At 69.9% G+C, this 25,513-nt stretch carries 24 protein-coding genes; 8 read left to right on the top strand and 16 right to left on the bottom strand.

Features of this window, described 5'->3' with window-relative positions; all coding sequences use genetic code 11:
* Window positions 1-6: 6 nt before the first annotated feature.
* From WFM69_RS05675 to WFM69_RS05665, 3 genes are read right to left on the bottom strand one after another with little or no spacing between them, the layout of a single operon-like run.
* The gene (locus tag WFM69_RS05675) at window positions 7-1,188 is read right to left on the bottom strand and encodes a sensor histidine kinase (protein ID WP_337002552.1); all 1,182 of its coding nucleotides are present in this window, start codon (window positions 1,186-1,188) and stop codon (window positions 7-9) included.
* A gap of 32 nt (window positions 1,189-1,220) precedes the next feature.
* Entirely contained in the window at window positions 1,221-1,466 is a 246-nt protein-coding gene (locus WFM69_RS05670) for a YbdD/YjiX family protein (protein WP_337002550.1), read from the bottom strand.
* Window position 1,467: 1 nt separating this feature from the next.
* The gene (locus WFM69_RS05665) at window positions 1,468-3,753 is read right to left on the bottom strand and encodes a carbon starvation CstA family protein (protein ID WP_337002548.1); all 2,286 of its coding nucleotides are present in this window, start codon (window positions 3,751-3,753) and stop codon (window positions 1,468-1,470) included.
* 193 nt (window positions 3,754-3,946) lie between these two features.
* Between WFM69_RS05665 and WFM69_RS05660 the strand changes: the two genes are divergently transcribed.
* The 5 genes from WFM69_RS05660 to WFM69_RS05640 all read left to right on the top strand — a co-directional run bounded on the left by WFM69_RS05660 (window position 3,947) and on the right by WFM69_RS05640 (window position 8,635).
* Window positions 3,947-4,492 carry an ECF transporter S component gene (locus WFM69_RS05660; RefSeq protein WP_337002547.1) on the top strand — a complete coding sequence of 182 codons (546 nt, stop codon included), beginning with the start codon at window positions 3,947-3,949 and terminating at the stop codon, window positions 4,490-4,492.
* A 169-nt stretch (window positions 4,493-4,661) separates the two neighbouring features.
* Entirely contained in the window at window positions 4,662-6,359 is a 1,698-nt protein-coding gene (locus WFM69_RS05655; protein ID WP_337002545.1) for an ABC transporter ATP-binding protein, read from the top strand.
* The gene (locus WFM69_RS05650; protein ID WP_442928406.1) at window positions 6,356-7,174 is read left to right on the top strand and encodes an energy-coupling factor transporter transmembrane component T; all 819 of its coding nucleotides are present in this window, start codon (window positions 6,356-6,358) and stop codon (window positions 7,172-7,174) included. Before WFM69_RS05655 ends, WFM69_RS05650 begins: the two co-directional genes overlap by 4 nt.
* A gap of 10 nt (window positions 7,175-7,184) precedes the next feature.
* Complete coding sequence (locus tag WFM69_RS05645; RefSeq protein ID WP_337002543.1) at window positions 7,185-8,060, top strand: siderophore-interacting protein; 876 nt, start codon at window positions 7,185-7,187, stop codon at window positions 8,058-8,060.
* Window positions 8,057-8,635 (top strand): ECF transporter S component, encoded by a 579-nt coding sequence (locus WFM69_RS05640; RefSeq protein WP_337002541.1) that lies wholly within the window; start codon window positions 8,057-8,059, stop codon window positions 8,633-8,635. The genes WFM69_RS05645 and WFM69_RS05640 overlap by 4 nt, the downstream gene beginning before the upstream one ends.
* A 125-nt stretch (window positions 8,636-8,760) precedes the next feature.
* Here the strand turns inward: WFM69_RS05640 and WFM69_RS05635 are convergent, their stop codons facing one another.
* From WFM69_RS05635 to WFM69_RS05580, 12 genes are all read right to left on the bottom strand, one after another.
* Entirely contained in the window at window positions 8,761-9,132 is a 372-nt protein-coding gene (locus WFM69_RS05635) for a type II toxin-antitoxin system PemK/MazF family toxin (protein WP_337002539.1), read from the bottom strand.
* Entirely contained in the window at window positions 9,129-9,350 is a 222-nt protein-coding gene (locus tag WFM69_RS05630) for a ribbon-helix-helix domain-containing protein (protein ID WP_337002537.1), read from the bottom strand. The genes WFM69_RS05635 and WFM69_RS05630 overlap by 4 nt, the downstream gene beginning before the upstream one ends.
* A gap of 47 nt (window positions 9,351-9,397) precedes the next feature.
* Window positions 9,398-10,336, bottom strand: a complete 939-nt coding sequence (locus WFM69_RS05625; RefSeq protein WP_337002536.1) for a carbohydrate ABC transporter permease — start codon at window positions 10,334-10,336, stop codon at window positions 9,398-9,400.
* A gap of 2 nt (window positions 10,337-10,338) precedes the next feature.
* The gene (locus WFM69_RS05620) at window positions 10,339-11,244 is read right to left on the bottom strand and encodes a carbohydrate ABC transporter permease (RefSeq protein WP_337002535.1); all 906 of its coding nucleotides are present in this window, start codon (window positions 11,242-11,244) and stop codon (window positions 10,339-10,341) included.
* A 29-nt stretch (window positions 11,245-11,273) separates the two neighbouring features.
* Window positions 11,274-12,599: an ABC transporter substrate-binding protein gene (locus tag WFM69_RS05615; RefSeq protein ID WP_337002534.1), complete on the bottom strand. Its 1,326-nt coding sequence runs from the start codon at window positions 12,597-12,599 to the stop codon at window positions 11,274-11,276.
* 60 nt (window positions 12,600-12,659) lie between these two features.
* The gene (locus WFM69_RS05610) at window positions 12,660-13,034 is read right to left on the bottom strand and encodes a cupin domain-containing protein (RefSeq protein WP_337002533.1); all 375 of its coding nucleotides are present in this window, start codon (window positions 13,032-13,034) and stop codon (window positions 12,660-12,662) included.
* A complete protein-coding gene (gene lsrF, locus WFM69_RS05605; protein WP_337002531.1) occupies window positions 13,031-13,921 on the bottom strand; it encodes a 3-hydroxy-5-phosphonooxypentane-2,4-dione thiolase in 891 nt (296 codons plus the stop codon). The genes WFM69_RS05610 and lsrF overlap by 4 nt, the downstream gene beginning before the upstream one ends.
* A gap of 23 nt (window positions 13,922-13,944) precedes the next feature.
* Window positions 13,945-15,549 (bottom strand): FGGY family carbohydrate kinase, encoded by a 1,605-nt coding sequence (locus tag WFM69_RS05600; protein ID WP_337002529.1) that lies wholly within the window; start codon window positions 15,547-15,549, stop codon window positions 13,945-13,947.
* Window positions 15,537-16,556: an NAD(P)-dependent oxidoreductase gene (locus tag WFM69_RS05595; RefSeq protein WP_337002528.1), complete on the bottom strand. Its 1,020-nt coding sequence runs from the start codon at window positions 16,554-16,556 to the stop codon at window positions 15,537-15,539. Before WFM69_RS05595 ends, WFM69_RS05600 begins: the two co-directional genes overlap by 13 nt.
* A 43-nt stretch (window positions 16,557-16,599) precedes the next feature.
* Window positions 16,600-17,415 carry a GntR family transcriptional regulator gene (locus tag WFM69_RS05590; RefSeq protein ID WP_337002526.1) on the bottom strand — a complete coding sequence of 272 codons (816 nt, stop codon included), beginning with the start codon at window positions 17,413-17,415 and terminating at the stop codon, window positions 16,600-16,602.
* Window positions 17,416-17,801: 386 nt separating this feature from the next.
* Complete coding sequence (locus tag WFM69_RS05585) at window positions 17,802-18,965, bottom strand: acyl-CoA dehydrogenase family protein (RefSeq protein ID WP_337002524.1); 1,164 nt, start codon at window positions 18,963-18,965, stop codon at window positions 17,802-17,804.
* A gap of 151 nt (window positions 18,966-19,116) precedes the next feature.
* Window positions 19,117-20,046: a M15 family metallopeptidase gene (locus tag WFM69_RS05580; protein ID WP_337002522.1), complete on the bottom strand. Its 930-nt coding sequence runs from the start codon at window positions 20,044-20,046 to the stop codon at window positions 19,117-19,119.
* 74 nt (window positions 20,047-20,120) lie between these two features.
* On the opposite strand from WFM69_RS05580, the gene WFM69_RS05575 reads away from it, so the two are divergent.
* Together WFM69_RS05575 and WFM69_RS05570 are read left to right on the top strand one after the other, a co-directional pair.
* Window positions 20,121-21,194, top strand: a complete 1,074-nt coding sequence (locus WFM69_RS05575) for an Rv2578c family radical SAM protein (protein WP_337002520.1) — start codon at window positions 20,121-20,123, stop codon at window positions 21,192-21,194.
* A gap of 60 nt (window positions 21,195-21,254) precedes the next feature.
* Window positions 21,255-21,794, top strand: coding sequence for a YaeQ family protein (locus tag WFM69_RS05570; protein ID WP_337002518.1), 540 nt, complete (start codon window positions 21,255-21,257; stop codon window positions 21,792-21,794).
* A 166-nt stretch (window positions 21,795-21,960) separates the two neighbouring features.
* Here WFM69_RS05570 and WFM69_RS05565 read toward each other — a convergent pair whose 3' ends face one another.
* Window positions 21,961-24,222, bottom strand: a complete 2,262-nt coding sequence (locus tag WFM69_RS05565; protein ID WP_337002516.1) for a DEAD/DEAH box helicase — start codon at window positions 24,220-24,222, stop codon at window positions 21,961-21,963.
* 284 nt (window positions 24,223-24,506) lie between these two features.
* On the opposite strand from WFM69_RS05565, the gene WFM69_RS05560 reads away from it, so the two are divergent.
* On the top strand, window positions 24,507-25,403 hold the full coding sequence (locus WFM69_RS05560) for an aldose 1-epimerase family protein (protein ID WP_337002514.1): 897 nt from the start codon (window positions 24,507-24,509) through the stop codon (window positions 25,401-25,403).
* Window positions 25,404-25,513: the final 110 nt, after the last annotated feature.

The raw sequence follows: 25,513 nt of genomic DNA, 5'->3' as shown, positions 1-25,513 counted from the left end.
CGCACCTCAGTCGTCGTCCGGATCGTGCTGGGGCTGCGACTTCGGGACTCGCATGCGCACCAGGGTACCCGCGCCCGTGTTCGTTTCGACGACCAGGCCGCCGCCGCCGCCGTAGACCTGACGCAGGCGCGTGTCGACGTTGCGGAGCCCCACGTGGCCGCCGTCCTCGCCGGACGTGAGCAGGCTGCGCAGTCCCTCCGGATCCATCCCGATGCCGTCGTCCTCGACCATGATCTCGGTGTGGGTGCCGTCGTCGCGGGAGGTGATGCGGATCTCGCCGCCGCCCTCGCCCGGCTCCAGCCCATGCCGCACCGCGTTCTCGACGAGCGGCTGCACCGACAGGAACGGGATGACCGTGGCGAGGGTCTCCGGTGCGATCTGCAGCGTGACCCGCAGCCGTTCCCCGAACCGCGCGCGTTCCAGCTCGAGATAGGAGTGGATGCTGCCCAGCTCCTCGGCGAGCGTGGTGAACTCGCCCTGACGGCGGAAGGAGTAGCGGGTGAAGTCCGCGAACTCCAGCACCAGGTCGCGCGCCCGATCGGGGTCGGTCGTGATGAACGAGGCGATCGCGGTGAGGGCGTTGTAGATGAAATGCGGCGAGATCTGCGCGCGCAGAGATCGCAGTTCCGCCTCCGCGAGCTGTGTGCGGGAAGCGTCGAGACCGCCCAGCTCGACCTGTGCCGCGCACCAGTCGGCCACCTCCTCGGCCGCACGCACGAGCGCCGCGCGCACCGGGCTCGCGAACGCGACGACCACACCGATCGTGCGACCCTCGACGCGGATCGGCGCACCGACGGCCTCCAGGTCGTCGGACTTCGTCGGGGCGGGGAACACCTGACGTCGGCCCGACGAGCGCACCTGCGCAGCGATCCGCAGGGCTGCCGACTCCAACCCCTCGGATGCGCCGTCGAACGAGACCGTGCCTTCGGCGCTCACGATCGCGACGGCCGCGCTGCCCAGCAGCACCCGCAGGTGCCGCGCAGCCGTGACCACGTCGGGTGCGGCGAGTCCGCCACGGAGGTGCGGCGCGGCGAGACTCGCCTGATGCAGGGCATGCAGCGCTCCCTGCTCCGCATCGCTGCCGAGATCGGCGGCCCCACGCGCGAACCGCCGGGCGAGCAGCAGCATCACCGTGAGGGCGATGCCGCCGAGCACGCCCAGCACCGCGGCGAGGACGACGTCGTTCATGTGTTCAGCCTAGGGATCGGGGCCAGCGCACCTCAGCAGCAGCGGGCGCCGGGATTGCGGTCCTGGTCATCCATGCGCTGGCGCCAGAACTGCCGCTCGGTGAGCGGCTCGTCGTCCGGGTGATGACGGCCGTGATGGGCGACATACGTGGCGTACGCGGTGTCGCCCATCAGCGTGGTCATGTACCAGCGGATGCCGCGACCGACCCGGCCGACCGCGCCGAAGAGTGCGCGCAGCGGGCTGATCACGGCATCCGTCCGATTCACGATGTCGGCCATCTCAGTGGGTCGAGGCCCTGCGCTCGTCGGCGAGGATCGGCTCCCACTGCTTCTCGAGCGCGCGCTCGTCGGCGTCGGGCAGGAAGCCGGCCGGCGCGAACCTGCGCGAAGCCACCGGGGTGTCCTCCGTGTTCTCGCCTCCCCCGTTGCGGATCGCCTTGATCGTGACGATCACCGCCGTGACCATCACGATGATGGCGAGGGTGACGAAGATGATCGACAGGGTTCCCTGCACGGCCGTGTTGCGGATGACCGCGTCGAGCACCTCGGGCGCGCCGAGCGCGTCGTCTCCGCTGTCGCGCGCGGCGACGTAGCGGAAGTGGTTCGCCCAGTATCCGATCGCCGGCACCGGCGAGAAGATCTTGTAGAGCGATGCCGTGATGGTCACGACCGCGGTGAACGCGAGCGGCAGGCCGATGATCCACAGCCACTTGACGTAGCTGGGGCCGCGCTTTGCGGCGATGGCCAGCACCACGGCGAGCGCGATCGCGGCGAGCAGCTGATTGGCGATGCCGAACAGCGGGAAGAACGTGTTGATGCCACCGAGCGGATCGGTGACGCCGAGGATGAGGATCGCTCCCCAGCCGGCCACCATGATCGCGGTGCAGATCCACACGCCGGGACGCCAGGAGACGTCGCGGAACTTGGGGAACCAGGCACCGATCGAGTCCTGCAGCATGAAGCGGGCGACGCGGGTGCCCGCATCCACGGCGGTGAGGATGAACAGCGCCTCGAACATGATCGCGAAGTGGTACCAGAACGCCATGAGCGCCTGCCCGCCGAGCGCCTGCTGCATGATGTGCGCGAGGCCGAGGGCGAGCGTGGGGGCGCCGCCGGTGCGGGACACGATCGACTCCTCGCCGACCAGGGTGGCCGTGCCCGTCAGCATCTCGGGTGTCAGGTTCACCCCCGTCAGGCCCAGCGAGTTGACGAAGGCCACGGCCCCTTCGACCGTACCCCCTGTGGCCGCGGTCGGGGCGTTCATGGCGAAGTAGATGCCCTGGTCGATCGAGATCGCGGCGACGAGGGCCATGATCGCGACGAACGACTCCATGAGCATGCCGCCGTAGCCGATGAAGCGGGTCTGGCGCTCCTTCTCGATGAGCTTGGGGGTGGTACCGGAGGCGATCAGCGCGTGGAAGCCCGACAGCGCACCGCAGGCGATCGTGACGAACAGGAACGGGAACAGCGGTCCTGCGAACACCGGGCCCATGCCGTTCTCGCCGAAGATGCTGACCGCGGGAACCGAGATCTCCGGCCGCACCAGCACGATGGCACCCGCGAGCATCACGATCACGCCGATCTTCATGAAGGTGGAGAGGTAGTCGCGGGGAGCGAGCAGCAGCCACACCGGGAGCACCGCGGCGATGAAGCCGTAGATGATGATGCCCCAGGCGATCGTGGTGCGGTCGAGGTGGAAGATCGCCTGACCCCAGTCGGTGCCCGCGACCCAGCCGCCCGCGATGATCGCGGCCATGAGCAGCACGAACCCGATGATCGACACCTCGGTGACCTTGCCGGGCCGCAGATAGCGCAGGTAGACGCCCATGAACAGCGCGATCGGGATGGTCATCGCCACGGAGAAGACGCCCCAGGGGCTCTCGCCGAGGGCGTTGACGACGACGAGCGCGAGGATCGCGACGATGATCAGCATGATGAGCAGCGACGCGACGATGGCGGCCGTGCCGCCGATCTTCCCGAGCTCCTGGCGGGCCATCTGTCCGATGGTGCGACCGCCACGGCGCATCGAGAAGAAGAGGACGGTGTAGTCCTGCACGGCTCCGGCGAGCACGACGCCGACGATGATCCAGATCGTGCCGGGGAGGTAGCCCATCTGCGCGGCGAGCACGGGGCCGACGAGCGGTCCGGCGCCGGCGATCGCGGCGAAGTGGTGGCCGTAGAGCACGCGGCGGTCAGTGGGGACGTAGTCCTTGCCGTCCTGCTTGACCTCGGCGGGCGTCGCGCGGCGGTCGTCGGGGCGCGTGATGTAGCGCTCGATGACCTTGGAGTAGAAGCGGTAGCCGATCAGGTACGTGCACACCGCGGCGAACACGAACCAGATCGCGTTCACGGTCTCGCCGCGGACGACGGCGAGCATCACCCAGGCGACACCGCCCAGCAGGGCGATCGCGGTCCAGATCAGGATCTTCGGCAGGGTCCAGCGCCGGCTCTTCGCCTCATGCTCGGCGGAGAGGGCGACGGGTGGGAGGTTCGGGTCGGTCACGATGACGGGCTCGTCGTCGACGGTCCCGGCGCCGTCGCGGCGGCGCGACGAAGGTGCGGTCATGGGGCTCTCCTCGGTGGACGCATCGTTGCGTCTTCTCACGCTAGGAACGCGTGCGCGATCGTGAGCGTCGGATCGCGGGATGCTGCGACGAGCGGTGCCGCCGGCGCGACGAACGGACCGCGAGGCCGCGCCCGCCCGGTTTTGCCCGGTCTCCGCGGCGTCAGGACACGGCTCGCAGAAGTAGGCTGGAGCCGTGGCCCGAACCTCCGTCCTGTCGACCAGAGTGCTGCTCGTGTGCGCGGCGATCGGCGTCGCCACCGGCATCCTCGCCGGCATCGCCGGATGGGTCACCCCCGTGCTGCTGGCCAGCCCCCTGCTGTTCCTCTACGGACTCGTGCTCGGGTCGCATGTGCTGCCGGGCATCATCGCGCAGGAGGTGCTGCGACTGCCGCTGGTCGCGCTCATCACGCACGTGTTCGCGGCCCTGATCGCGAGCGCCTTCAACCCGGCGTGGGCGCTCCGTTTCCTCGGCACGGCCCTGCTGTTCGGCCTCATCCAGGAGGGTGTCGCCGCCCTCACCCGCTACCGATCCTGGGGAGCCTGGCGCTTCTTCATCTCGGCGGCGGTGATCGGCGTGGTCGTCGCGGTCGTGGTGTTCTTCGCCGCGCACCTGGGCGTCATGCCCCTGTGGGCGCAGATCCTGTACCTCGCGATCTCGGTGCTCGGTCCGATCGCCTGGACCGCGGTCGGACTCGCCATCGGCTCCGCCCTCCGCAAGGCCGGCGTCGCCAAGCGCTGACGCGTCCTCTCTGTCCCGCGCGCCCGGCGGGATCAATACCGAGCTCCGCGGGGCGTCCGGGGGAGCGTTGTCGATCCGCGAGGGCCGCGCACGGACGAGCGGCTGGTGTGTTCAGGTAAGGCTCAGCTAAGTTAGAGGAGTACGATCCGCCGAAACCCGGGACTCCGCCGTGCGCCCATCCGCGCCCCTGCTCCGCGTGCGCGAGCTCTCGCTCACCCACGCCGATGCCGCGCACCCCTCCCCGCGCGACGTGAGTTTCGACATCCTGCCCGGTGAGGTGGTCCTGCTGCTCGGCCCCTCGGGCTCGGGCAAGTCGACGCTCACCCTCGCGCTCAACGGCCTGATCCCCCACGCCCTGTCCGCGAGCATGGTCGGCACGGTCGAGGCGGGCGGCATCGACACCGCGACCGCCCAGACCGCGGCATTGAGCACGCACGTGGCGATGGTGTTCCAGGATCCGGACGCGCAGATCGTGACCGGCACCGTCTACGACGAGGTCGCCTTCGGCCCGGAGAACCTGCTGCTCCCGCTCGACGTCGTACAGGACAGGGTCGAGCAGGCGCTGCGCCGGGTGGGGCTCTGGGAGCGTCGCGACGAGAACCCGGACCACCTCTCCGGCGGCGGCCGACAGCGCCTTGCGATCGCGTGCGCCCTCGCGATGGGTTCACCGCTGATCGTGCTGGACGAGCCGACCGCCAACCTCGACCCGCAGGGCATCGACGACGTGTATGCCGCGCTGGCGGACGTGGTCGCGGCGGGCGATCGGGCCATCCTGCTCGTCGAGCACAACCTCGACGCCGCGATGGACTTCGTCACCCGGACGATCGTGCTCGACCGCGAGGGGCGCGTCGCCTTCGACGGCCCGGCGTCCGACATCATCCGCGAGCATGCCGACGAGCTGGTGCGGATGGGCGTGTGGCTCCCCGCCGCGACGCTCGCCGCGCTCCGATTGCGCACGCACGGTGCGACGCTGGAACCGTTGCCGCTGACGCCGGGCGAGCTCGCCGAGGCGCTCGAACGCGATGGCGTCGCCGGGCGGTCGGCGCCCTCCGCGGACGAGGAGACGCAGCCGTCGAGCGACGAGAGCGAGTCGGCACCGGACGGCACCGCGATCATCCGCGCCCGCGGGCTGACCGTGCGGCGCCGGCGCACCGAGATCCTCCATGGCATCGACCTCGACCTGGAGCCGGGCAGCCTCACGGCCATCGTCGGTGCGAACGGCGCCGGCAAGACCACCCTGATCCAGGCGCTGGCCGGCGTCGTGCCCCCTCCGCGCGGGCAGGTCAGCATCGACGGCATCGACCCGGGCACCGCGTCTCCGCGCGACCTGGCGGAGCGCATCGGCTTCGTGTTCCAGAACCCCGAGCACCAGTTCATCGCGCACACCGTGTTCGACGAGCTCGCGCACGGGCTCCGGCTGCGGCACGTCCCCGAGGCCGAGATCACCACGCGCGTGGACGAGATGCTCGCCCGATTCGGGCTCGAGCACAAGGCCGTGGTGCACCCGTTCCTGTTGTCCGGGGGCGAGAAGCGGCGGCTGTCGGTCGGCACGGCGCTGATCACCCGACCGCGCGTGCTCGCCCTGGACGAGCCGACCTTCGGGCAGGATCGCGCCCGCGCCGCAGAGCTGCTCGACCTGCTGCAGAGTCTGCGCGCCGAGGGCACCACGATCGTGATCGTCACGCACGACCTCCAGCTCGTCGCCGAGCACACCACCCACGTCGTGATCCTGGCCGACGGGCGGGTGGGGGCTTCCGGTCGCACATCCGCGCTGTTCCAGGATGCGCAGGTGTTCGCGGATGCCGGGCTGCGCCTGCCGGCGCTGCAGCGAGTGCTGGCTTCGGCGAGATTCGGGGCGACCCCGTGACCGCGACCGCATTCGACCCCTATGCCCGAATGGTGGCGACCTCGCGCCGCCAGTTCCTCTATGGCCTGAACCCGCTCGCCAAGGTGGCCGGGTTCGCGCCGTCAATGCTGCTGCTCGTGTTCGTGCGGGATCTGGCGACGCCCGCTGCCTTCCTCGTGCTCGCCTACATCCTGATCCTGGTGGGCGCCCGGCTCACCGGCAGGCTCCTGGCCCTGCTGCTGCTCGGGCTCCCGGCGGGGATGCTGCTGATCGGTATCGGATTCTCGCTGTGGATCGACACGGCCCTGGTCTCCGGCAGCACGCCCGTCGTGCGGATCGGCGACTGGACGCTGTACAGCGGGGCACTCCTGCTCGGTTTCGCGACGGCACTGCGCCTCGGATCGATCATCGCCCTCGCCCTCGTCGGCGGGCTCACCACGAGCGGACCCGATCTGGTGCGGGCGAGCGTTCAGCAGCTGCGGGTGCCGTATCGCATCGGCTACACGGCCCTCGCGGCCTTCCGCTTCGTGCCGCGGTTCGGACACGAGCTGGCTGTGATCCGCGCCGCCCACCGCGTCCGCGGCTATCACGGCGGACGCGGCCCCTTCGCCCGGATCGCCCGCGGCTGGGGCTACATCGTGCCGCTCCTCGCCGGCGCCATCCGTCATGCCGAACGGGTGGCACTGGCGATGGACTCGCGGGCGTTCGGGGCCCACCCGACGCGCACCGAGCGGCACCTCGTCCCGTTCCGCACGCGGGACACCGTCTTCACGATCGCGATGCTGCTGGTGTCGGCCGCGATCTTCGTCGTGTTCTTCCCCTGGCAGCTTCCCTGAAAGGCGCCCCATGGCATTCAGCAAGATGGTCAAGCCCGCATCGTCCGAGCTCCTCCACCTGACGGTGCTGCGCACGGAGCGATTGTCGGCGCACTGGATCCGGGTCACACTCGGCGGCGGCGAGATCGCCCGGTTCCAGCCGATGGGCTTCGACCAGTGGTTCCGGCTGTTCCTGCCGATCGGCGGCGATGCCGGCCTCGATCGGGTGCCGGCGAAGGCGAACAAGATGTTCGGGTATCTGAAGTTCCTGCGCATCCCCGACGGCGATCGCCCCGTGATGCGCAACTACAGCGTGCGAGCCCATCGACCGGCCGACGGCGATCGCGGCGCCGAGATCGATGTGGACTTCGTGCTGCACGGTTCAGCGGCCGACGGCACGGCCGGTCCGGCATCGCGCTGGGCGGAGACCTGCGAGCCGGGCGAGCACGTGCTGATCATCGACGAAGGGCTCACCTTCAACCCCGAGCGTGGCACCGACCGGGTGGTGCTGGTGGGCGACGAGACCGCGCTGCCGGCGATCGCCTCGATCAGCGCCTCGCTGCCCGAGGGTGCGGTCGGTAATGCGATCGTCGAGGTGCCGAGCCAGGAGGATGCGCTGGATTTCCCGCATCCGGCCGGGGTCGATGTCGTCTGGATCGTGCGGCCGCATGATGTCGCGCCCGGCACACTCGCGCTCGAGACCCTGGGGAGCACCGATCTGCCGGAGGCCCCGTTCCATGCGTATGCCGCGGGCGAGCAGGCTCTCGCCTCGGGCGCTCGCAAGCACCTCGTGGGCGAACGAGGCGTCGACAAGAACGCGGTGAGCTTCTGCGGGTACTGGAAGATCGGTGCGGCCTCTCCGGCGTCGAAAGCCGCGCGTGAGGCTGCCGCGGAGCCGCTCGCATGACGGGGACGGAGGCCGCCGCACCCGAGCCTCGGACCCGTCGCCGGTTCCGCTTCCCGACCGCGATCCTGCTGACCTGCGCCGCACTCGGTGTCGCGGGTGGTCTGCTGCTGGCCCCGGCGAACTGGGTGTCGACGATCCTCTTCCCCGGCCTGCCTTTCGTGAGCGTCGGCCTGGCCGGACTCTGGCTGCTGCCGTCGGTGATCGCCCTCCGACTGCTGCGGCGGCCGCTGGTCGGCCTGTTGGTGGGGCTGCTCGCCGGACTCGTGATCGTGCCGTTCTCGGGCTACGGCTTCGCGAGCGTGGCGACCAACCTCTGGTGGGCGGCCTTCACCGAGCTGCCGTTCCTGTTCGTGCTCTGGCGCTACTGGGGAACGGGGATGCACTACGTCGGTGCGGCGGTCGTCGGCGTCGTGTACCCGGTACTGGCGTGGGCGTCGTTCAACCTCGGAGACTTCACCCTCGGGGTGCAGGTGCTGTTCTTCGCCATCACACTGGCGAGTTGCCTGGGCGGCACCGCCCTCGGCATCCTGGTCGCCGATCGCCTGCGGAAGGCCGGTGTCGGCGGACGCCGCTGAGTCCGGTCTCTCGCGGCGCTCGTACCGCTCCTGGCGCACCCGGCGGGATCGAAAAGGCGCCTCCCGGGCCTCCTGGACGGGCGTTTTCGATCCCGCCGGGCGCCGATATGGGGCGATGGGCGCGTTCAGAGCGCGAGGTGCAGCCGGAGAGCCTCATCGATCGCGCCCATCAGCTCGGCAGGCACCCAGCCGACCGGGCGCACGACGCGCGCGACGGCGATCGTACGCACTTGCTCGGCCTGAGCCTTGGAGTCTCGGTCGAGTCCCGACGCCGTTGCCGGAAGCAGCACCTGAAACGGCCAGATGCGCTCCGTGTTCGACGTCACCGGAACCACCGTCACGGTCGCGCGACTGTGCCGAATCGCGGCGGCGTTCGCGGTGTTGTTACTCACCACCACTGCCGGCCGGGTCTTGCGAACCTCCGTGCCCACGCCGGGACCGAACGACGCGAGAACGATCTGCCCTCTCCGCAGGAGGGCAACGGTCTGATCGCTCATGCCGACGCCAGACCATCGTCGACCGCAGTGTCCCACTCCTCGTCGTAGCCCTCGCCGTAGGCCTCGGCGTACGCATCCGCAAGCCGACTCTCCCGCAACAGCCGCACGGCATCCTGCACCGCGGCCGACCGTGAGGAGTACCTGCCGGCGAGGGATTCCGCGTCGAGGAAAGCAAGATCGCTTGCGCTAAGGCTGAGGCTGACTTTTGCCGCGGACATTCCTCGATACTACTCCGGTAGTACCGGTGGTGCTACCTTCCTCGACGTTACTTCACACTCCCCTGCGTCAGACCGCCGACGAGCCACTTCTGCAGGAACAGCGCGAGCAGGTAGATCGGGATGAGGCCGGAAAGGCTGGCGGCGGCCATCTGCCCGAACATCACCTCACGACCGCCCTGCATCAGGGCGATGCCGACGGGGAGCGTCTGGGAATCGACGCTCTGCGTGAGCAGCAGCGGGATCAGGAAGTCGTTGTACGCGAGGATGAAGACGATGATCGACACCGCGACGATGCCCGGCGCCGTCAGCGGCAGGATCACCGACCACAGCGTGCGCAGCGGCCCGCACCCGTCGATCTGCGCCGCCTCGTCGATCTCGAACGGGATCGCCCGGAAGAAGCCGTCGAGCAGCCAGACCGCGACCGGGGTGAGCAGCAGCCCCTCCACGATCCCGAGCCCGAGCACCGAGTCCATGAGTCCCGCCGTGCGCACCAGCACGAACAGCGGGATGATCGCCACGACCGGCGGCGCGACGTAAGCCGAGACGATCAGCCCGAGGGTCTGCTTGCCACCGGCCCGCAGGCGCGCCATCGCGTAGTTGGCGGGGATCGCCACGAGCAGCGACACCAGCACGGCGACGATCGCCGCGCCGAACGAGTTGCGCAGATACGTGAGGATGGGCCAGTTCTCGAACGCGGAGGTCCAGTTCTCGAACGCGAGGCGCGAGGGCAGGATGCGTGTGGAGAGGATGTCGTCCGCGCTCTTGAACGACATGCCCACCATGTACAGCACGGGCAGCAGCGCCAGCGTGATCGCGACGGCGATCACCACCCACTTGACGACGGTGACCGCGACCGACGGCCGCCCCGGCCGCGACGTGCTGGAGGTGCGGACCTTCGCGCGGCGCCGACGGCGGGCGTCGGGGACGATGAGCGTCTCGGTCGCGCTCTCCTCGGTGCGGGCGGATGCGCGGAGTGTGAGCGACATGGTCAGCTCTCCTTCTGCAGACGCTGCCGCACGGCGTTGAGCGGCAGGATGACGATGGTGACCAGCACGAGGAACGCGATGGTCTGCGCCGCAGCCGCTCCCACGTCGAAGGTCTGGAGTCCGGTGCGGTAGATCTCGAAGCTGCTGACCGTGGTGTCGAAGCCGGGGCCACCGCTGGTCATGATGAACACGAGGTCGAACACCTTGAACGAGACGACCAGCTTCAACAGCAGCACGGTGACCAGGCTCGGCAGCACCAGCGGGAACGTGATGCGCCAGAACGTCTGCCAGATGCCGGCGCCGTCGACCTGCGACGCCTCGTACACCTCGGCCGGGAGCGTCTGCAGCGCGGCGAACACGAGCAGCACGCAGAACGGCGTCCACTGCCAGGCGTCCACGACGACGAGCGAGATCATGGCGGCCGGGCTCGACCCGAGGAAGAGGAAGGGCTCGGACCCTGGGGCGAGCGTCTGGCCGATGTTGTTGAGCAGGCCGCCGGTCGGGGCCAGCATGAGCTTCCAGATCACCCCCGCCATGACCGGCGGGGTCATCAGCGGCAGCAGGAGCAGCACGCGGATGATGCGCCCACCCTTGACTGCGGCATCCAGCGACAGCGCCACCACGAGACCGGCGACGAGTGCGATGAGGGCCGAGGGGACCGCGAACAGGAGCGACCTGCCGAGGGACGGGAGGGTGATCCCGTCCCCCAGCAGTGCCGCGAAGTTGTCGAACCCGACCCACTCGGAGAACGGCCGCCCCAGCGACGACTCCGAGAAGGAGGCGGCGATGATGTAGCCGAGCGGGTAGATCGCGATGATCACGATCGCGAGGATCGCGGGGGCGAGCAGGGCGCGTCCCGTCCACGACCCACGGCGGGTGCGGCGTCGGGCGACGACGGGGTTCGACATGAGCGATCCTTTCGGGTTCGACGCGAGGGTCAGTCGGCGAGGGACTGCCAGGAGTCCCAGGTCTTCTGCATCGCCTCTTCGGCGGTCAGGCTGCCCTGCAGCATGAGCGCGAGGTTGTCGCTGAGCGCCTGGATCATCTCCGGCGCCTGCGGTGACGTCGGCCAGGACTGCGCGTTGGGCAGCACCTGTGCGGCGACGGCAGACACCTCGGGGGCGAACTCGATGTACGCAGGGCTCTCCAGGGTGGAGGTGCGGGTCGGGTCGACGCCGGAGCCGGTCGTGGTGATGAGCTTCTCGTTGGTCTCCTTCGACGACGCGAACGCGACGAACTCCTTGGCGAGGTCCTCATCGCTGGCGTTCGGGCTGATGCCCATCGCCCACCCGGCGTTCAGCGCGCCGGAGACCTTGCCCTCGGGTCCCACCGGAAGCGGGGCGACGCCCCACCCGTCGACGATCTTCGACTGCTCCGGATCCTGCGCGAACACGCCCAGGTCGGTCCAGAACTCGATCATGCCGACCGAGCCGGACAGGAACTGCGGCAGCGCCTGCTCGAACCCGATCTCCAGCGGGCTGGGCAGCGCCGAGGGCGCGGCGTCCAGCATCGCCTGCGCGGCCGCGACCGCATACTCGGTGTTCAGCTGCGGCATCTGCGGGTCGATCGGGTCGGGCGACATGGTGGCCAGACGGTTGAAGAACGTCGAGCCGATGTTGAACGCGCTCTTCGATCCGAGCAGCGCGTTGCCGTACACGCCGTTCGACTTCTCGGCGTCGGTGATCTTCTTCGAGACCTCGACGTACTCGTCCCACGTGGTCGGGACCTCGACGCCGTTCCGCTCGAAGATGGCCTTGTTGTAGAAGAGCACGTGCGTGTCGCCGTCGATCGGCAGCCCGTAGGTCGCGCCCTCGTACTGCGTGTACGGCCCGAAGATCGCATCGATGAAGTCGGACGAGTCGATGTCCTTGTCCGATTCCACCCAGTCGGTGATGTCGGCGAGCGCACCGGCATCCGCGAGCGCGCCGACCGACGTGTACCAGTACTGGATGACGTCGTAGTTGTTCGTGCCGGACTGGGCGTCGAGGATCGCCTTGGTCTGGATCTGGTCGTACGGCACGACCTCGACCTCGACCTTGACGCCGGTGGCGGCCTCGAAGTCGGCTTCCAGGATCTTGCCCGCACCCTCCTGCGGGGCGGCGATGAGGACCTTGAGGGTCTTGTCGTCGCCGCCGGAGGAGGATCCGCCGGTGTCTCCCGCGCATCCGGCGAGCACGAGGCCCACCGAGGATGCGAGGGCGATGACGGGCAGGGCGCGGCGCGCGAACCGCGCGGAGGATGAGGAGCGTCGTTGCACACTCATGGTGCTGTCCTTTCGATCTTGTTCGGGTGAGGGGTGATGCGGTGGTGCGGTGGTGCGGGATCAGGACGCGGGCGTGGCGCCCGGCGTCCAGGGGCGATCGACCTTGTCGCCGTCGACCCAGGGGGTCTTCACGAACACGGCGCGGAAGATCTCGTCGAACGGGTTGCGCACGAAGTGCTCCTCGTGCGGTTCCGCGCGGAGCACGTCGCCGGCCGTGACGACCCGGCGGGTGTCGCGGTCGAGCCAGATCTCGGCGCGGCCCTCGATCACCACGAACGACTCGGTGTGGTGCTCGTGGAGGTGGTTGGCGAACTCGTCGCCGGGACGGAGGACGACCACGCCGAAGGCGGCGTCGTCGCCCTGAGCGAGGTATCCGGGGCCCCAGTCGCCGAACCGCAGCTCGGCGTCGGCGGACCGCAGCACGTCGGCGCTCACGCGGGCACCCGCGTCTCGGTGGCCTCGCGGAACAGCTCGTACGCGTCGGCGGGGTCCAGGTCGTCGTGCACGACGGCGCGCACCGCACGCATCATGGCCGCGGGGTCGGCGCTCTGGAAGATGTTGCGGCCCATGTCCACACCGGCCGCCCCGGCACGCACGGCGTTCGAGGCCATCGTGAGCGCGTCCGACTCGGGCAGCTTCTTGCCGCCGGCCATGATGACCGGTACCGGGCACCCGGCCACGACGTCCTCGAAGCCGTCCTCGCAGTAGTAGGTCTTCACGAGCTGGGCGCCGAGCTCCGCGATGATGCGGGTCGCGAGGCCGAGGTAGCGGGCGTCACGCACGAGCTCCTTGCCGACCGCCGTCACGCCGAGCACCGGGATGCCGGCGGCGTAGCCCTCGTCGACGAGGGTGGTGAGGTTGCGGATGCTGCGGCTCTCGTGCTCGCCCCCGATGAAGACCTGCACGGCCACCGCGTCGGCGTTGATGCGCACGGCATCGGCCATCGCCATCGCGGTGTACTCGTCGGACAGGTCCTTGAGGATCGACGGTCCGCCCGAAGCCCGCAGCACGAGCCCGGCACGGGTCGCCGGCGGGATCGACGTGCGCAGCGATCCCCGGGTGCACATGAGCGCGTCGGCGTACTCCGCGAGCGGCGCGATGTTCAGGTCGATGCGCTCCAGGCCGGAGGTCGGGCCCTGGAAGTACCCGTGATCGAACGCGAGCATGACCGTGCGGCCGGTCTCGGGGTCGAGGATGCGCGAGAGGCGGTTCTGCATGCCCCAGTCGAGGTTCGCGGCCCCGCGGATGTTCTGCGAGAAGCGCACGGCCTGCTCGCCGGGGTGGAACTGCTTAGCGGCGGCGTTGCCTTCGAGGTCTGCCATGAGTGGTCTCCTTCTGGTGTTCGTCAGCCGGCGTGGCCGACCGACGGGAGTCGGGTGAGGGGCGGATCGAGGGGGCCGCGGGCGGCCCCCGGCGGGGTGAAGAGCGGAGGGAGGTCGGAGCCGGAGATCGACACGACGTCGCGATACACGCGGTGCCAGCGCGCGGTCACCGCGCGGTAGGCATCGTGCTCGGCGGGGTCGACGCGCTCGACGCGCTCGGGATCGTCCATCGGCGGCAGCTGCGCGCCGACGCCGCGTGCGGCCAGGCGAGCCGCGCCGTACGAGGTGGCCTCGGGGGCGGGGGTGACCCAGGTGTCGAGTCCGGTCACTCCGGCGATCACGCGCGGCCAGAGCCGCCCTGCGCTCGATCCGCCGGTGAACGTCACGGCGCCCTCCGCGACCGCCCGTCCGTCGGTCAGCGCCGACAGGATGCCGAGGTGCGCGTGGGCGACGATGGCCGCCGATTCCTCGATCGCCCGGATGAAGGCTCCGCGCGAGGAGTTCGCCGCGTCGTTGATGTCGAACCCGACGAAGGCGGGCGCGGCGTGATGCCAGGCATCCGCCTGCATGACGTTGGCCATGGTGGCGACCACGCCGTTCGATCCGGCGGGCACGGCCGCCGCCCACTCCTCCATCACGGTGAAGGCGGAGGTGCCGGCGGCGCGGCCGAGCTCGGTGGCGTCGGGGCACATCGCGTCGCGGAACCAGCGCATCGCGAGGCCGGAGAGGAAGCCGATGCCCTCGACCATCCAGGTGTCGGGCTCCACGTGGCACAGCGTGCGCAGTCGACGCTCCGGGTCGATGAGAGGCTCGGTCGTCACAGCCGTGGTCTGCCAGAAGGTACCGGCGACGATCGTGGGGCGGCCCTCGCGGGCGGCGATGCCGTGCAAGGCGAGCTGCGTGTCGGCGCCACCGGCCACGACGGGCGTGCCGATCGGCAGTCCGGTGGCGTCGGCGGCCTCGGTCGTGACGGCGCCGACCACATCACCGCCTTCGACGACGGGAGGGAGGATGCCGCGGTCGACACGCACGAGTCCGGCGAGTTCGTCCGACCAGGTGCGCGCACGCAGGTCGAACAGGGCGGAGCTCGATCCGCTGGTCGGCTCTGTCACGAACTCGCCGGTGAGGCGCGTCGTGACCCAGTCGCTCAGCATCCCGAAGTGGCGCGCACGGGCGAGCAGCTCCGGCTGGTGGCGGGCGATCCAGCGCAGGCGTGCGGGCGCGGTGATCGACACCCAGTCCCCGCCTCTGCGGTAGACCTCGTCGGCCACTCCCTCGGCGACCAGCTCGTCGGCTTCGGCACGGGCCCGACCGTCGGTGTTCGGGCATGCCCAGAGCTCCCGGCCCTCGGCGTCGTACAGCACGAACCCCTCGCGCATGCTCGACGCGGCCACGGCGGCCACGCGCCGCTCCCCCAGACGTGCGACCACCTCCGACACGGCATCGGCGATCGCGCGCCATCCTCGCTCCGTGTCGAAAGCGGTGCCGCCGGGGTGGCCGGGGACCGCGGTGTGCGTCCATTCCCGCGCCGCCTGCGTGACCAGCCGGCCGTCGGCGTCGAAGGCGAGCGCCCGCGCCGACCCCGTGCCCGCATCGATGGCGAGGAAGACGTCGGTCAGCGCTCCCATCGCAGGCTCCCTTCCGTGAGGAAGCTGGCGACCTCGGCGGCGAGCATGTCGGCGCCGCGCACCAGCGTCTCGTTCGTGGCACCGGCGAGATGCGGGGTGAGGATCAGGTTCGGCTGGGCGACCAGCTCGCGCCAGGGGCCGTCCGGCTCGTTGACGTCGAGCGCGACACCCCTGAGGTGTCCGCTGCGCAGCGCGTCGAGCAGCGCCTGCTCGTCGACGAGGGATTCGCGAGCCGTGTTGATGAGGAACGAGCCCTCCGGCATCCGCGCGATCTGCGCGGCGCCGATCATGTGCCGGTTCTCGTCGGTGGCGCGTGCGTGCACGCTGACCACGTCGCTGCCGACGAGAAGGGCGTCGAGGTCGGCGACGATCGTCGCATCCTGCACCGAGGCGGGATCGACGAACGGGTCGTAGGCGGTGATGGTCGCCCCGAGTGCACGGGCGCGGGCCGCGACGAGACGGGCGACGTTGCCGTAGCCGATCAGTCCGAGACGAAGGCCCTTGACCTCGCGCCCGAACCACCGCGCCCCCTCGAAGGTGGACTCGGCGAGCGGACGCCCATCGGCCACACGCTCATCGACGTCGCGCAGGGATGCCGGCACGTTGCGCACCAGCGAGATGAGGAAGCCGATCGTGAGGTCGGCCACGGCATCCGCGTTCTTGCCGGGCGTCGTGGTGACGCGCACGCCGCGCTCACGGGCGGCGGCGAGGTCGACGTTCACGGGACCCCCGCGGGCGCAGCCGACCAGGCGCAGGTCCGGAAGGGCGGCGAGCACGTCGGCGGTGACGGGAGCGGCGTGGAACGCGATGACGTCGTAGCCTTTCGCGATGCGCGCCACCTCGGCGGGGTCGCCCTCGAACTCGCGGATCCCGGAGGTGTCCCACGTCGGCGGCGTGATCGTCATGGTCGCCGCGTCGGCGTCGATCCCCCGCTGCGCGAACGCGCGGGTGAAGATCTCGGCGGTCATGTAGCTGTCGCCGATGACGAGGATGCGGGGGTCGGTCATGTGCAGGACTCCAGAAGGGTTTCGTGAGGGAGGACGTGCGGATTCAGCGCAGTGCGGTGGGGTAGCGGCCGGACGCGGTCTCGGTCGAGATGCCCGCGGCGTCGAAGCCGGTGTCGACGCTGACGCGCAGGCGGTCGGTGCGCACCGAAGCGCGGGAGAAGTCGATCGGCTGGCCGCTCTGGTCGTAGGCGACGGCTTCGACCACGACGATCGGATGCCCCGGTTCGACCTCGAGGAGCGCGGCGAGCGCACGGTCGGCGGCGACCGCCTCGATCGTGCGGTGCATGCGTGCGATGCGCACCCCGGCGACATTCCGGATCGCGGCGTACAGACTCGCCCGCGGATCGCGGAGGTCGGGCAGCACGCCGGCGAAGCGCGAGGGCAGGTAGTTGATCACGTGCACGGCGGTACGAGCCCCCACGGCGCGCACGCGCTCCAGCACGAAACCCATGCCGTCGGGCGAGTCCCGTCCGACGACCGCGGCCGCCCACGACGGCAGCGGCTCGATCCCGGCGCGGAGGATCTCCGAGCTGAGGGCGCTGCGACCGTCTTCGCTGTACTCGCCGAGCAGGCTGGGAGCCGAAGGCAGCGTCCATGCCGAGGGACCCTGCGCCCGCTCGACGAACGCGCCCTTGCCCTGCTGGCGGGAGATGATGCCGGCGCTCTCCAACCGCGACAGCGCGTCACGGATCGAGGTGCGCGAGGCCGAGAAGTGCTCGCGCAGCTCGCTCTCGCTGGGCAGCCGGTCGCCCGGGCCCCAGGTGCCCTGGGCGATCTCCGCCTCGATGGCGCGCATGATCTGGAACCAGATCGGGGCCGTCGATGAGCGGTCGAGCTGCGGCATGGTGAGCGTGGACATTCCGGCCTCTTCGGTGAGCGGGTGCGAGGACGACGACGTCCTCCGCGCCGGACATCTCGTATCCGACATGTATCGATCATGGACCTGCACATGTATCCCATGAAGAGACAAGTCAGAAGATTGTCCTCACGTTGCCGCAAGCCGTCTTTTACTAACTCTCACCTGGTCTTTCCTCACCCAACCTCACCCACACCCGCACACACTCCCCCTGCGGGCTCCCCCACCCGGGCCGCGCCGCCGATACAAGTCGACTCGCCGACGCCGCGCTGCGGGATCGAAAACACACCCCCAGCCGGCCGCAGAGGCACGTTTCGAGCCAACCAAGGCGTGGAAACAGAAACGCACCCCCGGAAGAGGCTCCGGGGGTGCGTTTCGCCAGACGTGCGTCAGCGCTTGCCTGCGATCTGACGGCCGACGAGGTCGCGCATGATCTCGTTCGTGCCGCCGTAGATGCGGTGCACGCGGGCATCGGTGAAGGCGCGGGCGATCGGGTACTCCATGATGTAGCCGTAGCCGCCGTGCAACTGCACGCCCGTGTCGAGCACCTCCCACTCGCGCTCGGTCGCCCAGAACTTGACCTTCGCGGCATCCTCGGCCGAGAGCTTCCCCTGCGAGTACGCCCGCAGCGCGCGGTCGATGTACGCCCACATCGCATCCGTGGTCGCGGCCATGTCGGCGAGGCGGAAGCGGGTGTTCTGGAAGTCGGCGATGCGCTCGCCGAACGCCTCACGGTCCTTCGTGTAGGTGACGGTCCAGTCGAGTGCGGCCTGTGCGGCTGCGGCCGCGGCGACGCCGATCGAGAGGCGCTCGAGCGGCAGGTTCAGCATCAGCTGGATGAAGCCCTGCCCCTCCTTGCCGCTGATGAGGTTCTCGTCGGGGACGAACACATCGGTGAAGCTGAGCTCCGCGGTGTCCCACCCGTGGAAGCCCATCTTGCTGAGCTTCTTGCCCTGATCGAAGCCCTCCATGCCCTTCTCGACGAGCAGCAGACTGAACGCGTCGGGACGGTTGCCCTCACCGGTCTTGACGAAGGTCACGACGACGTCGGCCGTCGTGCCAGAGGAGATGAACGTCTTCGCGCCGTTGAGGATGTAGCCGCCGTCGACCTTCTTGGCGTTGGTCTTGATGCCGCGCAGGTCGGAACCGGCCCCGGGGTCGGTCATGGCGAGGGCGCCGAGCACCTCGCCCGTGGCCATGCGGGGCAGCCACTTCTCCTTCTGCTCCTGCGTGCCCATGTGCACGAGGTAGGGCACGGCCAGGTCGTCCTGGATGCCGAAAGCACCGGCCAGCGAACCCGCGCCGGCGGCGATGACCTCCTCCATCACGATCGTGCGGAAGCGGTAATCCTGCAGCATGCCGGCGCCGCCGAACTCCTCGGGGACCGAGAGCCCGATCAGCCCCGCCTCGCCGGCGGCGAGCATCGTGGCCCGGTCGATCTCGCCCGCGGCATCCCACCGCTCGATCGCCTCGCCCGTCACGTGGCGCTTGACGAAGTCCTTGACCAGGTCGCGGAAAGCCTCGTGATCCTCGTCGTAGATGTCGCGTTCCATGCCGTCCTCCTGAACGTCTCATGCATCGTTGCTTCCGGAATTCTACGTCGCAGGACGCAGCCGAGGCAGGACGTTGTGAGAATGCATCCCATATGCGGTGACACTGGGTACCGCGGTTGTCGGTTGTCGCAGGGTGGCCGGAATCGCCCGCTCAGTGCGGATAATCCGGCGCGGCCGGAAGCCCGAAGAACTCCTCGAGCGTGTGGAAACCACCGTCGTGGTACGCCGCCGCGAGATCGACGCCGACGTACCGCAGATGCCACGGTTCTGGCGCATAACCCGTCACCGCGGTGCCCACCTGCTCGTAGCGCACGATGAACCCGAACTCCCACGCATGGGCGGCGACCCAATCGCTCTGCGCGGTGCTGCCGAAGCCGTCGAGACCGCCGCAGCTCGTCGCACAGGCCACCACGTCCAGTGCCAGCCCGGTCTGATGCTCGCTGTGCCCCGGGCGCGCCGAACCGGCGTCCGCGTCCGCCTGGCCCTGGGCGCGCACATGGCTGTCGTAGGTCGACACCTGCAGGCCGTATGAGCGGTAGCCGTTGTTCGCACCGATGCGGCCGACCCCGGCATCCGTCGCTGCCGCGGCCATCGCGCCGACCGCCGCCGCCACGTCGACCCGGACGCGACCGGACGGCGTCGTCATCTGCAGCGGCACGGAGTCGAGGGGGGCGGGCTCGAAGTCGGGCGGGGTCAACGGCAGGCTCTTGTTGACCACGACCCAGACCCGCGCAGGATCGGCGAGCGAGATGCAGGGAGCGTTGCCCGCGACCACCGCATCGCGGAACGCCGTGCCTCCGCCGAAGCCGGCGATGGTCGCCGCGTCGTCGCCGTTCGCGATGGCCTGCTGCACACCACCGTCCGCACAGGGATCCGCGGCGGGAGTGGCGGCGACGTCGACGGAGGGAACCTGCATCACGGTGACCGGCACCGGCATCGGATCGGCGGCGGGCGAGCCGAAGGGTGCCGAAGCGATCGACAGCATCACCCCGATGGCCGTCACGGCGACGCCGATCGGCAGGGCGGGGCCGCGGATCGGGGAGCGCGGAGCCGCGTGCTGAGGCTGCGGCGTGACGAACATTGCTTCATTCTTTCATTCGAAGCTATGTCGCAAGGTGGCTTGCGTTAAGCTCGTCCATCTGTTCGAATAAGGGAATGAGGTGGCAAGGACAGAAACTCGGAGACGTGGATGCCGCGGCGCTGCCGGGGCTGGAGGCTCGCACCAGCGTGCTGCGCTCCGTCACCACGCCCGAGTTCGCCGGGATGACCTTCCACGAGGTGCTGTCGAAGTCGGCACTGAACCACGTGCCCGGCGCCTCGCGCATGCCCTTCGCCTGGACCATCAACCCCTACCGCGGCTGCTCGCATGCCTGCGTCTACTGCTTCGCCCGGGGCACGCACGAGTACCTCGACCTCGACGGGGGCGCCGACTTCGACTCGCAGATCGTGGTCAAGGTGAACGTGGTCGAGGTGCTCGAGAAGGAGCTGCGCAAGGGCAGCTGGGCGCACGAGACCGTGGCGCTGGGCACGAACACCGACCCGTATCAGCGGGCCGAGGGACGCTACAAGCTCATGCCGGGCATCATCGAGACGCTCGCGGCCTCCGGCACCCCCCTGTCGATCCTCACCAAGGGCACGCTCATCCGCCGTGACATCCCGCTGCTCGTGAAGGCCGCCCGGCGCGTGCCCGTCGACGTGCAGATGTCGATCGCGATGTACGACGACGAGCTGCAGAAGGCCATCGAGCCGGGAGCCCCCACCACGCAGGCGCGACTCGACACCGTGCGCGCCCTGGCCGACGCCGGCTTCCCGGTCACGGTCTTCCTCATGCCGATCATGCCGCACATGACCGACTCGATCGCCGCGATCGACAGCGCCCTCGTGCGCATCAAGGAGGCCGGCGCCCGCAGCGTCATCTACGGCGCACTCCACCTGCGCCCGGGCGTGAAGCCGTGGTTCTTCGAGTGGCTCGGCGCGCATCGCCCAGATCTCGTCTCCTCCTACCGCGGGCTCTACCCCGGTGCCTCCGCCGAAGCACCGAAGGGATACCGGCAGTGGCTCGCGAAGCGGGCGCGGCCGCTCATCCGGATGCACGGACTCGACGGCCGCCATGAGGACGACTACCCCCGACGCGGAAGCCGCACCGGGGAGGGACACGTGCAGACGAAGCCGACCTTCACCCCGACCACACGAACGGCACCGACCGCCGCGCAGCCGATGCTGTTCTGACGGCGGGTGGAGCGGGACGCGGTCGAGCGGAGCATCCGCGGCCGCGTAGGCTCGGGGATCATGGCGATCGGTTCGACAATCCACACGTTCGAGGTGCAGCTCGCTGACACCGATCGCGGCGTCTACGAGGACTACTCGCTCCGCGTGGCACGGCATCCGTCCGAGACCGATGCCTACATGCTCACCCGGGTGCTGGCGTACGGGCTCGAGTTCGCGGAGGGCATCGCGTTCGGCGGCAGCATCTCGTCGACCGAGGAGCCGGCGGTGCTCGTGCGCGACCTCACCGGACTGATCACGGTCTGGGTCGAGATCGGAGCACCCGACGCCGAACGTCTACACTATGGCAGCCGCCTCGCCGAGCGCACCGTCGTGTACACGCACCGCGACCCCGCCAAGGTGCTCGCCCCGTGGGCGGACAAGCGCATCCACCGTCGCGAGGACATCCGCGTCTACAGCTTCGACCCCGGATTCATCGACGAGGCGGCCGCACTGATCGAACGCCGCAACACCATGACCCTCACGGTCACCGAGAGCGTCATCTACCTCGACCTGAACGGCACGAACCTGACCTCGGCCGTGCACACCCACGACCTCGCCTGACTCTCGCCTCTCTCCTCCGCTCCCCGGTCGTCGGGAGGAATTCTCGCCCTGGGGTGGACTTCGTGGGCGCAGGTTTCCTCCCCACGCAGAGAAACTCCGCCGGGACGGGCCAGGCGCGAAAAAGCCCCGCCCTGCCGAGGCAGAACGGGGCCTTCCTGGACGAGACTCAGGCCGTGAGGTCGGCTGCGGTCGGCATGCGACCGGCGATCTCTTCGATGATGTCGTCGTCGAGACGCGCGTTCTCGAACGGCGCGTCGATCTCGGCACGGTCAAGCAGCTCGGTCATCCGGCGCTGACGCTGACGCGTGATCAGCGTGACGACGCGACCCGAACGACCGGCACGACCGGTACGACCCGAGCGGTGCAGGTACGTCTTGTACTCGTCCGGGGCGTCGGCCTGCACGACCAGGTCGATGTCGTCGACGTGGATCCCGCGGGCGGCGACGTCGGTGGCGACGAGCACGTTCACGCGACCCGAGGTCAGACGCTCGAGGTTGCGCGTGCGCTTGGCCTGGTTCAGGTCGCCGTGCAGCGAGACGGCCGGGATGCCGGCATCGTCGAACTGCTCGGCGAGCATGTCCGCATATGCACGGGTGCGCGCGAAGACCAGCGTCTTGCCCGCACGGTCGACGAGCGAGGTGAGGATGTCGGCCTTGTCACGGTGCTCGATCACGAGCACGCGGTGCTCGATCGTCGAGGACTCCTGGTCCTCACCGGCAACCTCGTACACGGCCGGGTCGACAAGGAACTCGTCCACGAGCGCGGCGACCTCGCGGTCGAGCGTGGCCGAGAACAGCAGCTTCTGGCTGCCGTCGGCGGTGTGCCGCAGAATGCGCTGCACCGGCTCGACGAAGCCGAGCTCGCACATGTGGTCGGCCTCGTCGAGCACGGCGATGCGGCAGTCGGACAGGTCGAGCTTGCCCTGGTTGATGAGGTCCTCGACGCGACCCGGCGTGCCGATCACGATGTCGACGCCCTTCTTGAGCGCGCCCACCTGACGACCCTGCGGGACACCGCCATAGATCTGCGTGGTGAACAGACCGACGCTGCGGGCGATCGGCTGGATCGTGCGGTCGATCTGCAGCGCGAGCTCGCGCGTCGGGGCGAGGATGATCGCCCGCGGCGACCGCCCGAACTCGCGACGCTTGCCGGCCTGCGACTGCAGCACACGCTCGACGAGCGGGGCACCGAACGCGATGGTCTTGCCGGAGCCGGTGCGGCCGCGCGCGAGCACATCGCGTCCTTCCAGGACAGCCGGGATGCTGGCGGCCTGGATCGGGAACGGTGTCTCCGCCCCCATGTTCTTCAGCGTCTCGACGATGTTCGAGCCGAGACCGAGGTCGGCGAAGGTGACGCCGTCGACCTCGACCGCCGCCACGGACTTCGCCTCGAGGCGCTCGTGCACGACGTCGTCGGTGGGCTCGAAGGCAGCCTTGGGCTTGGCATTCCAGTCGTTGCGGGACGGACGCTCGGTGCGCGCCGGTCGCTCGTCACGGCGCGGACGCTCGGTGCGGTAGGCGCCACCTGTCGACGGACGCTCACGGCCACCCTCGAAGGAACGGTGCGCACGGTCACGGTCGAAGGCGCGGCGGGCGCGGTCGGCGTCATAGGAACGCTCGGGGCCGCGGTCGTTCGACCGGGCGCGGTCGCCTCCGCGGTCGTCACGGCGCGGACGGTCGTCGCGGTCGTACCGGGGTCGCTCGGCACCACGGTCGTTGTACCGGGGACGCTCTCCGCCGCGGTCGCTGTTGTACCGGGGGCGGTCGGCGCCGTCGCTGTACCGAGGACGCCCGCCGTCGCGGTGGTCGTTGTCACGGAAGCCCTGGCGCTGGCTCCCACCGCTGCGGTCATCCCGACGCGGACGGTCGTCGCGGTCGTACCGGGGACGCTCGGCACCACGGTCGCTGTTGTACCGGGGACGGTCTCCGCCGCGGTCATCGCGGAAGCCCTGGCGCTGGCCGCCACCGGCGCGGTCGTCACGGCGCGGCCGGTCGTCGAATCGACTGCCACCCGAGGTGCGGTCGTTGTACCGGGGACGGTCTCCGCCGCGGTCGTCGTATCGCGGACGCTCGTCCCGGTGGTGCGGCGCCTCACGGCGGCCCGACTCCGCGCGGTTGCGGATGCTGCGGGCCTCGTCGCGACCCGCACGCTCGGACGCGTTCCAGCGACGCTTGGGCGCGCCGCTCTCGGCTTCCTCGGGGCGGTAGCCACGGTGTCCGGCGCTGCGGCTGCCCGGCCGACGGTCGTAGCCGCCTGCGGGAGCGGACCGGCGGTCACCGGCATCCGCGCGTCCACCGCGCTCGTCGCGCGCACCGTCGCGGGAGGGACTGCCGTGATGACGGTCGTGGAACGAGGTCTTCTTGGCGCCGTAGCGCGGCTCGAAGTTGGCGGACGGACGCCCGCCGCGGGGCTTCTTGTTCTTCGGCATTGCGATGTTCTTCCTGTGTTCTCGCACGAGAACAGCGCCGCGCGCACGCGCGAGCACCCTGCGCCTGATCGAACTCGACAAGCGGGGTTCCGGACTGTCAGCGGCCGGGGCCATTCATGTGATGGTTGATTAGCGTCGAGCGACGCTCACCATCGGCCCCTGGACTCACACTTCACACACAGAAAACGTCCACGCCAACGCGCGGGTGTCCGAAGCCGACCATCCGATCCTACCGGGTGCACCTGGGAGAGTGCCGACGGGAGGCGTAGCCGTACGATGACGAGGTGAGTACCGCTTCCCCCACCGGCGCCCAGATCCCCCTCCAACTCGGCGCTGTCACGGCGCAGATCGCCCAGGTCGGCGCCTCCCTGCGCTCGCTGCGTGTCGGCGGTGTCGATCTCGTGCCCCCGTATCCGCACGCCCTGCCCACCCCCGCCTGTTCCGGCGTCGTCCTCGCCCCCTGGCCGAATCGGGTGCGCGACGGCCGATGGGACGACGAGGGCACCCCGCGGCAGCTCGCCCTCACCGAGCCGAAGACCGCCAACGCGAGTCACGGGCTGCTGCGGTTCACGGCCTACGAGTTCACGCACACCGCTGCCGAGGCCGTGCTCCGAGCGACGATCGTGCCGCAGACCGGGTACCCGTATCTGATCGAGACGACGGTGACGTATGCCCTCACCGCTGACGGCATCGCCGTGACGCACACGCTCACCAACCGTTCGACCACCCCCGCGCCGGTCGCGCTCGGCACGCATCCGTTCGTGACGATCGGCGACGTCGACCCGCACGAGCTCGTGCTGCGCATCCCGGCCGCGACCGCTTTCACGACCGACGAGCGGATGCTCCCGATCGGCACCCGTCCGGCGGAGGCCGCGCTCCGCGACGGCGTACGACTCGGCGATGTCACGCTCGACACCGGCTTCGCCGACCTCGCCCGTGACGCCGACGGCCGCGTGCGCCACTCGCTCACCGCACCCGATGGCCGCCGCGCCACGCTGTGGCAGGGCGAGGGCTTCGACTACGTGCAGGTGTACACGACGCCCGCCTACCCCGGTCAGAGCCTCGCGGTCGCGATCGAGCCGATGACCGCGCCGGCCGATGCGCTGAACAGCGGCCTCGGCATCCGTCGCCTCGCTCCGGACGAGACCTGGACCCTGCGCTGGGGCATCGCTCTCGTCTGACCCTGGTCTCTCCGAGTCCGGCCGTTCACAACTCGAAAGGCCCTGAATGCCGCCTGCGCGGGGCATCCAGGGCCTTTTCTCCTGCGTTGTGAACGGTCGAGGGCGACCGG

This window comes from Microbacterium sp. LB12 (genome assembly GCF_037150835.1).
Lineage (GTDB): Bacteria > Actinomycetota > Actinomycetes > Actinomycetales > Microbacteriaceae > Microbacterium.
Note: the sequence above shows the minus strand (reverse complement) of the source record. Positions and strands in the feature narration are given on the sequence as shown.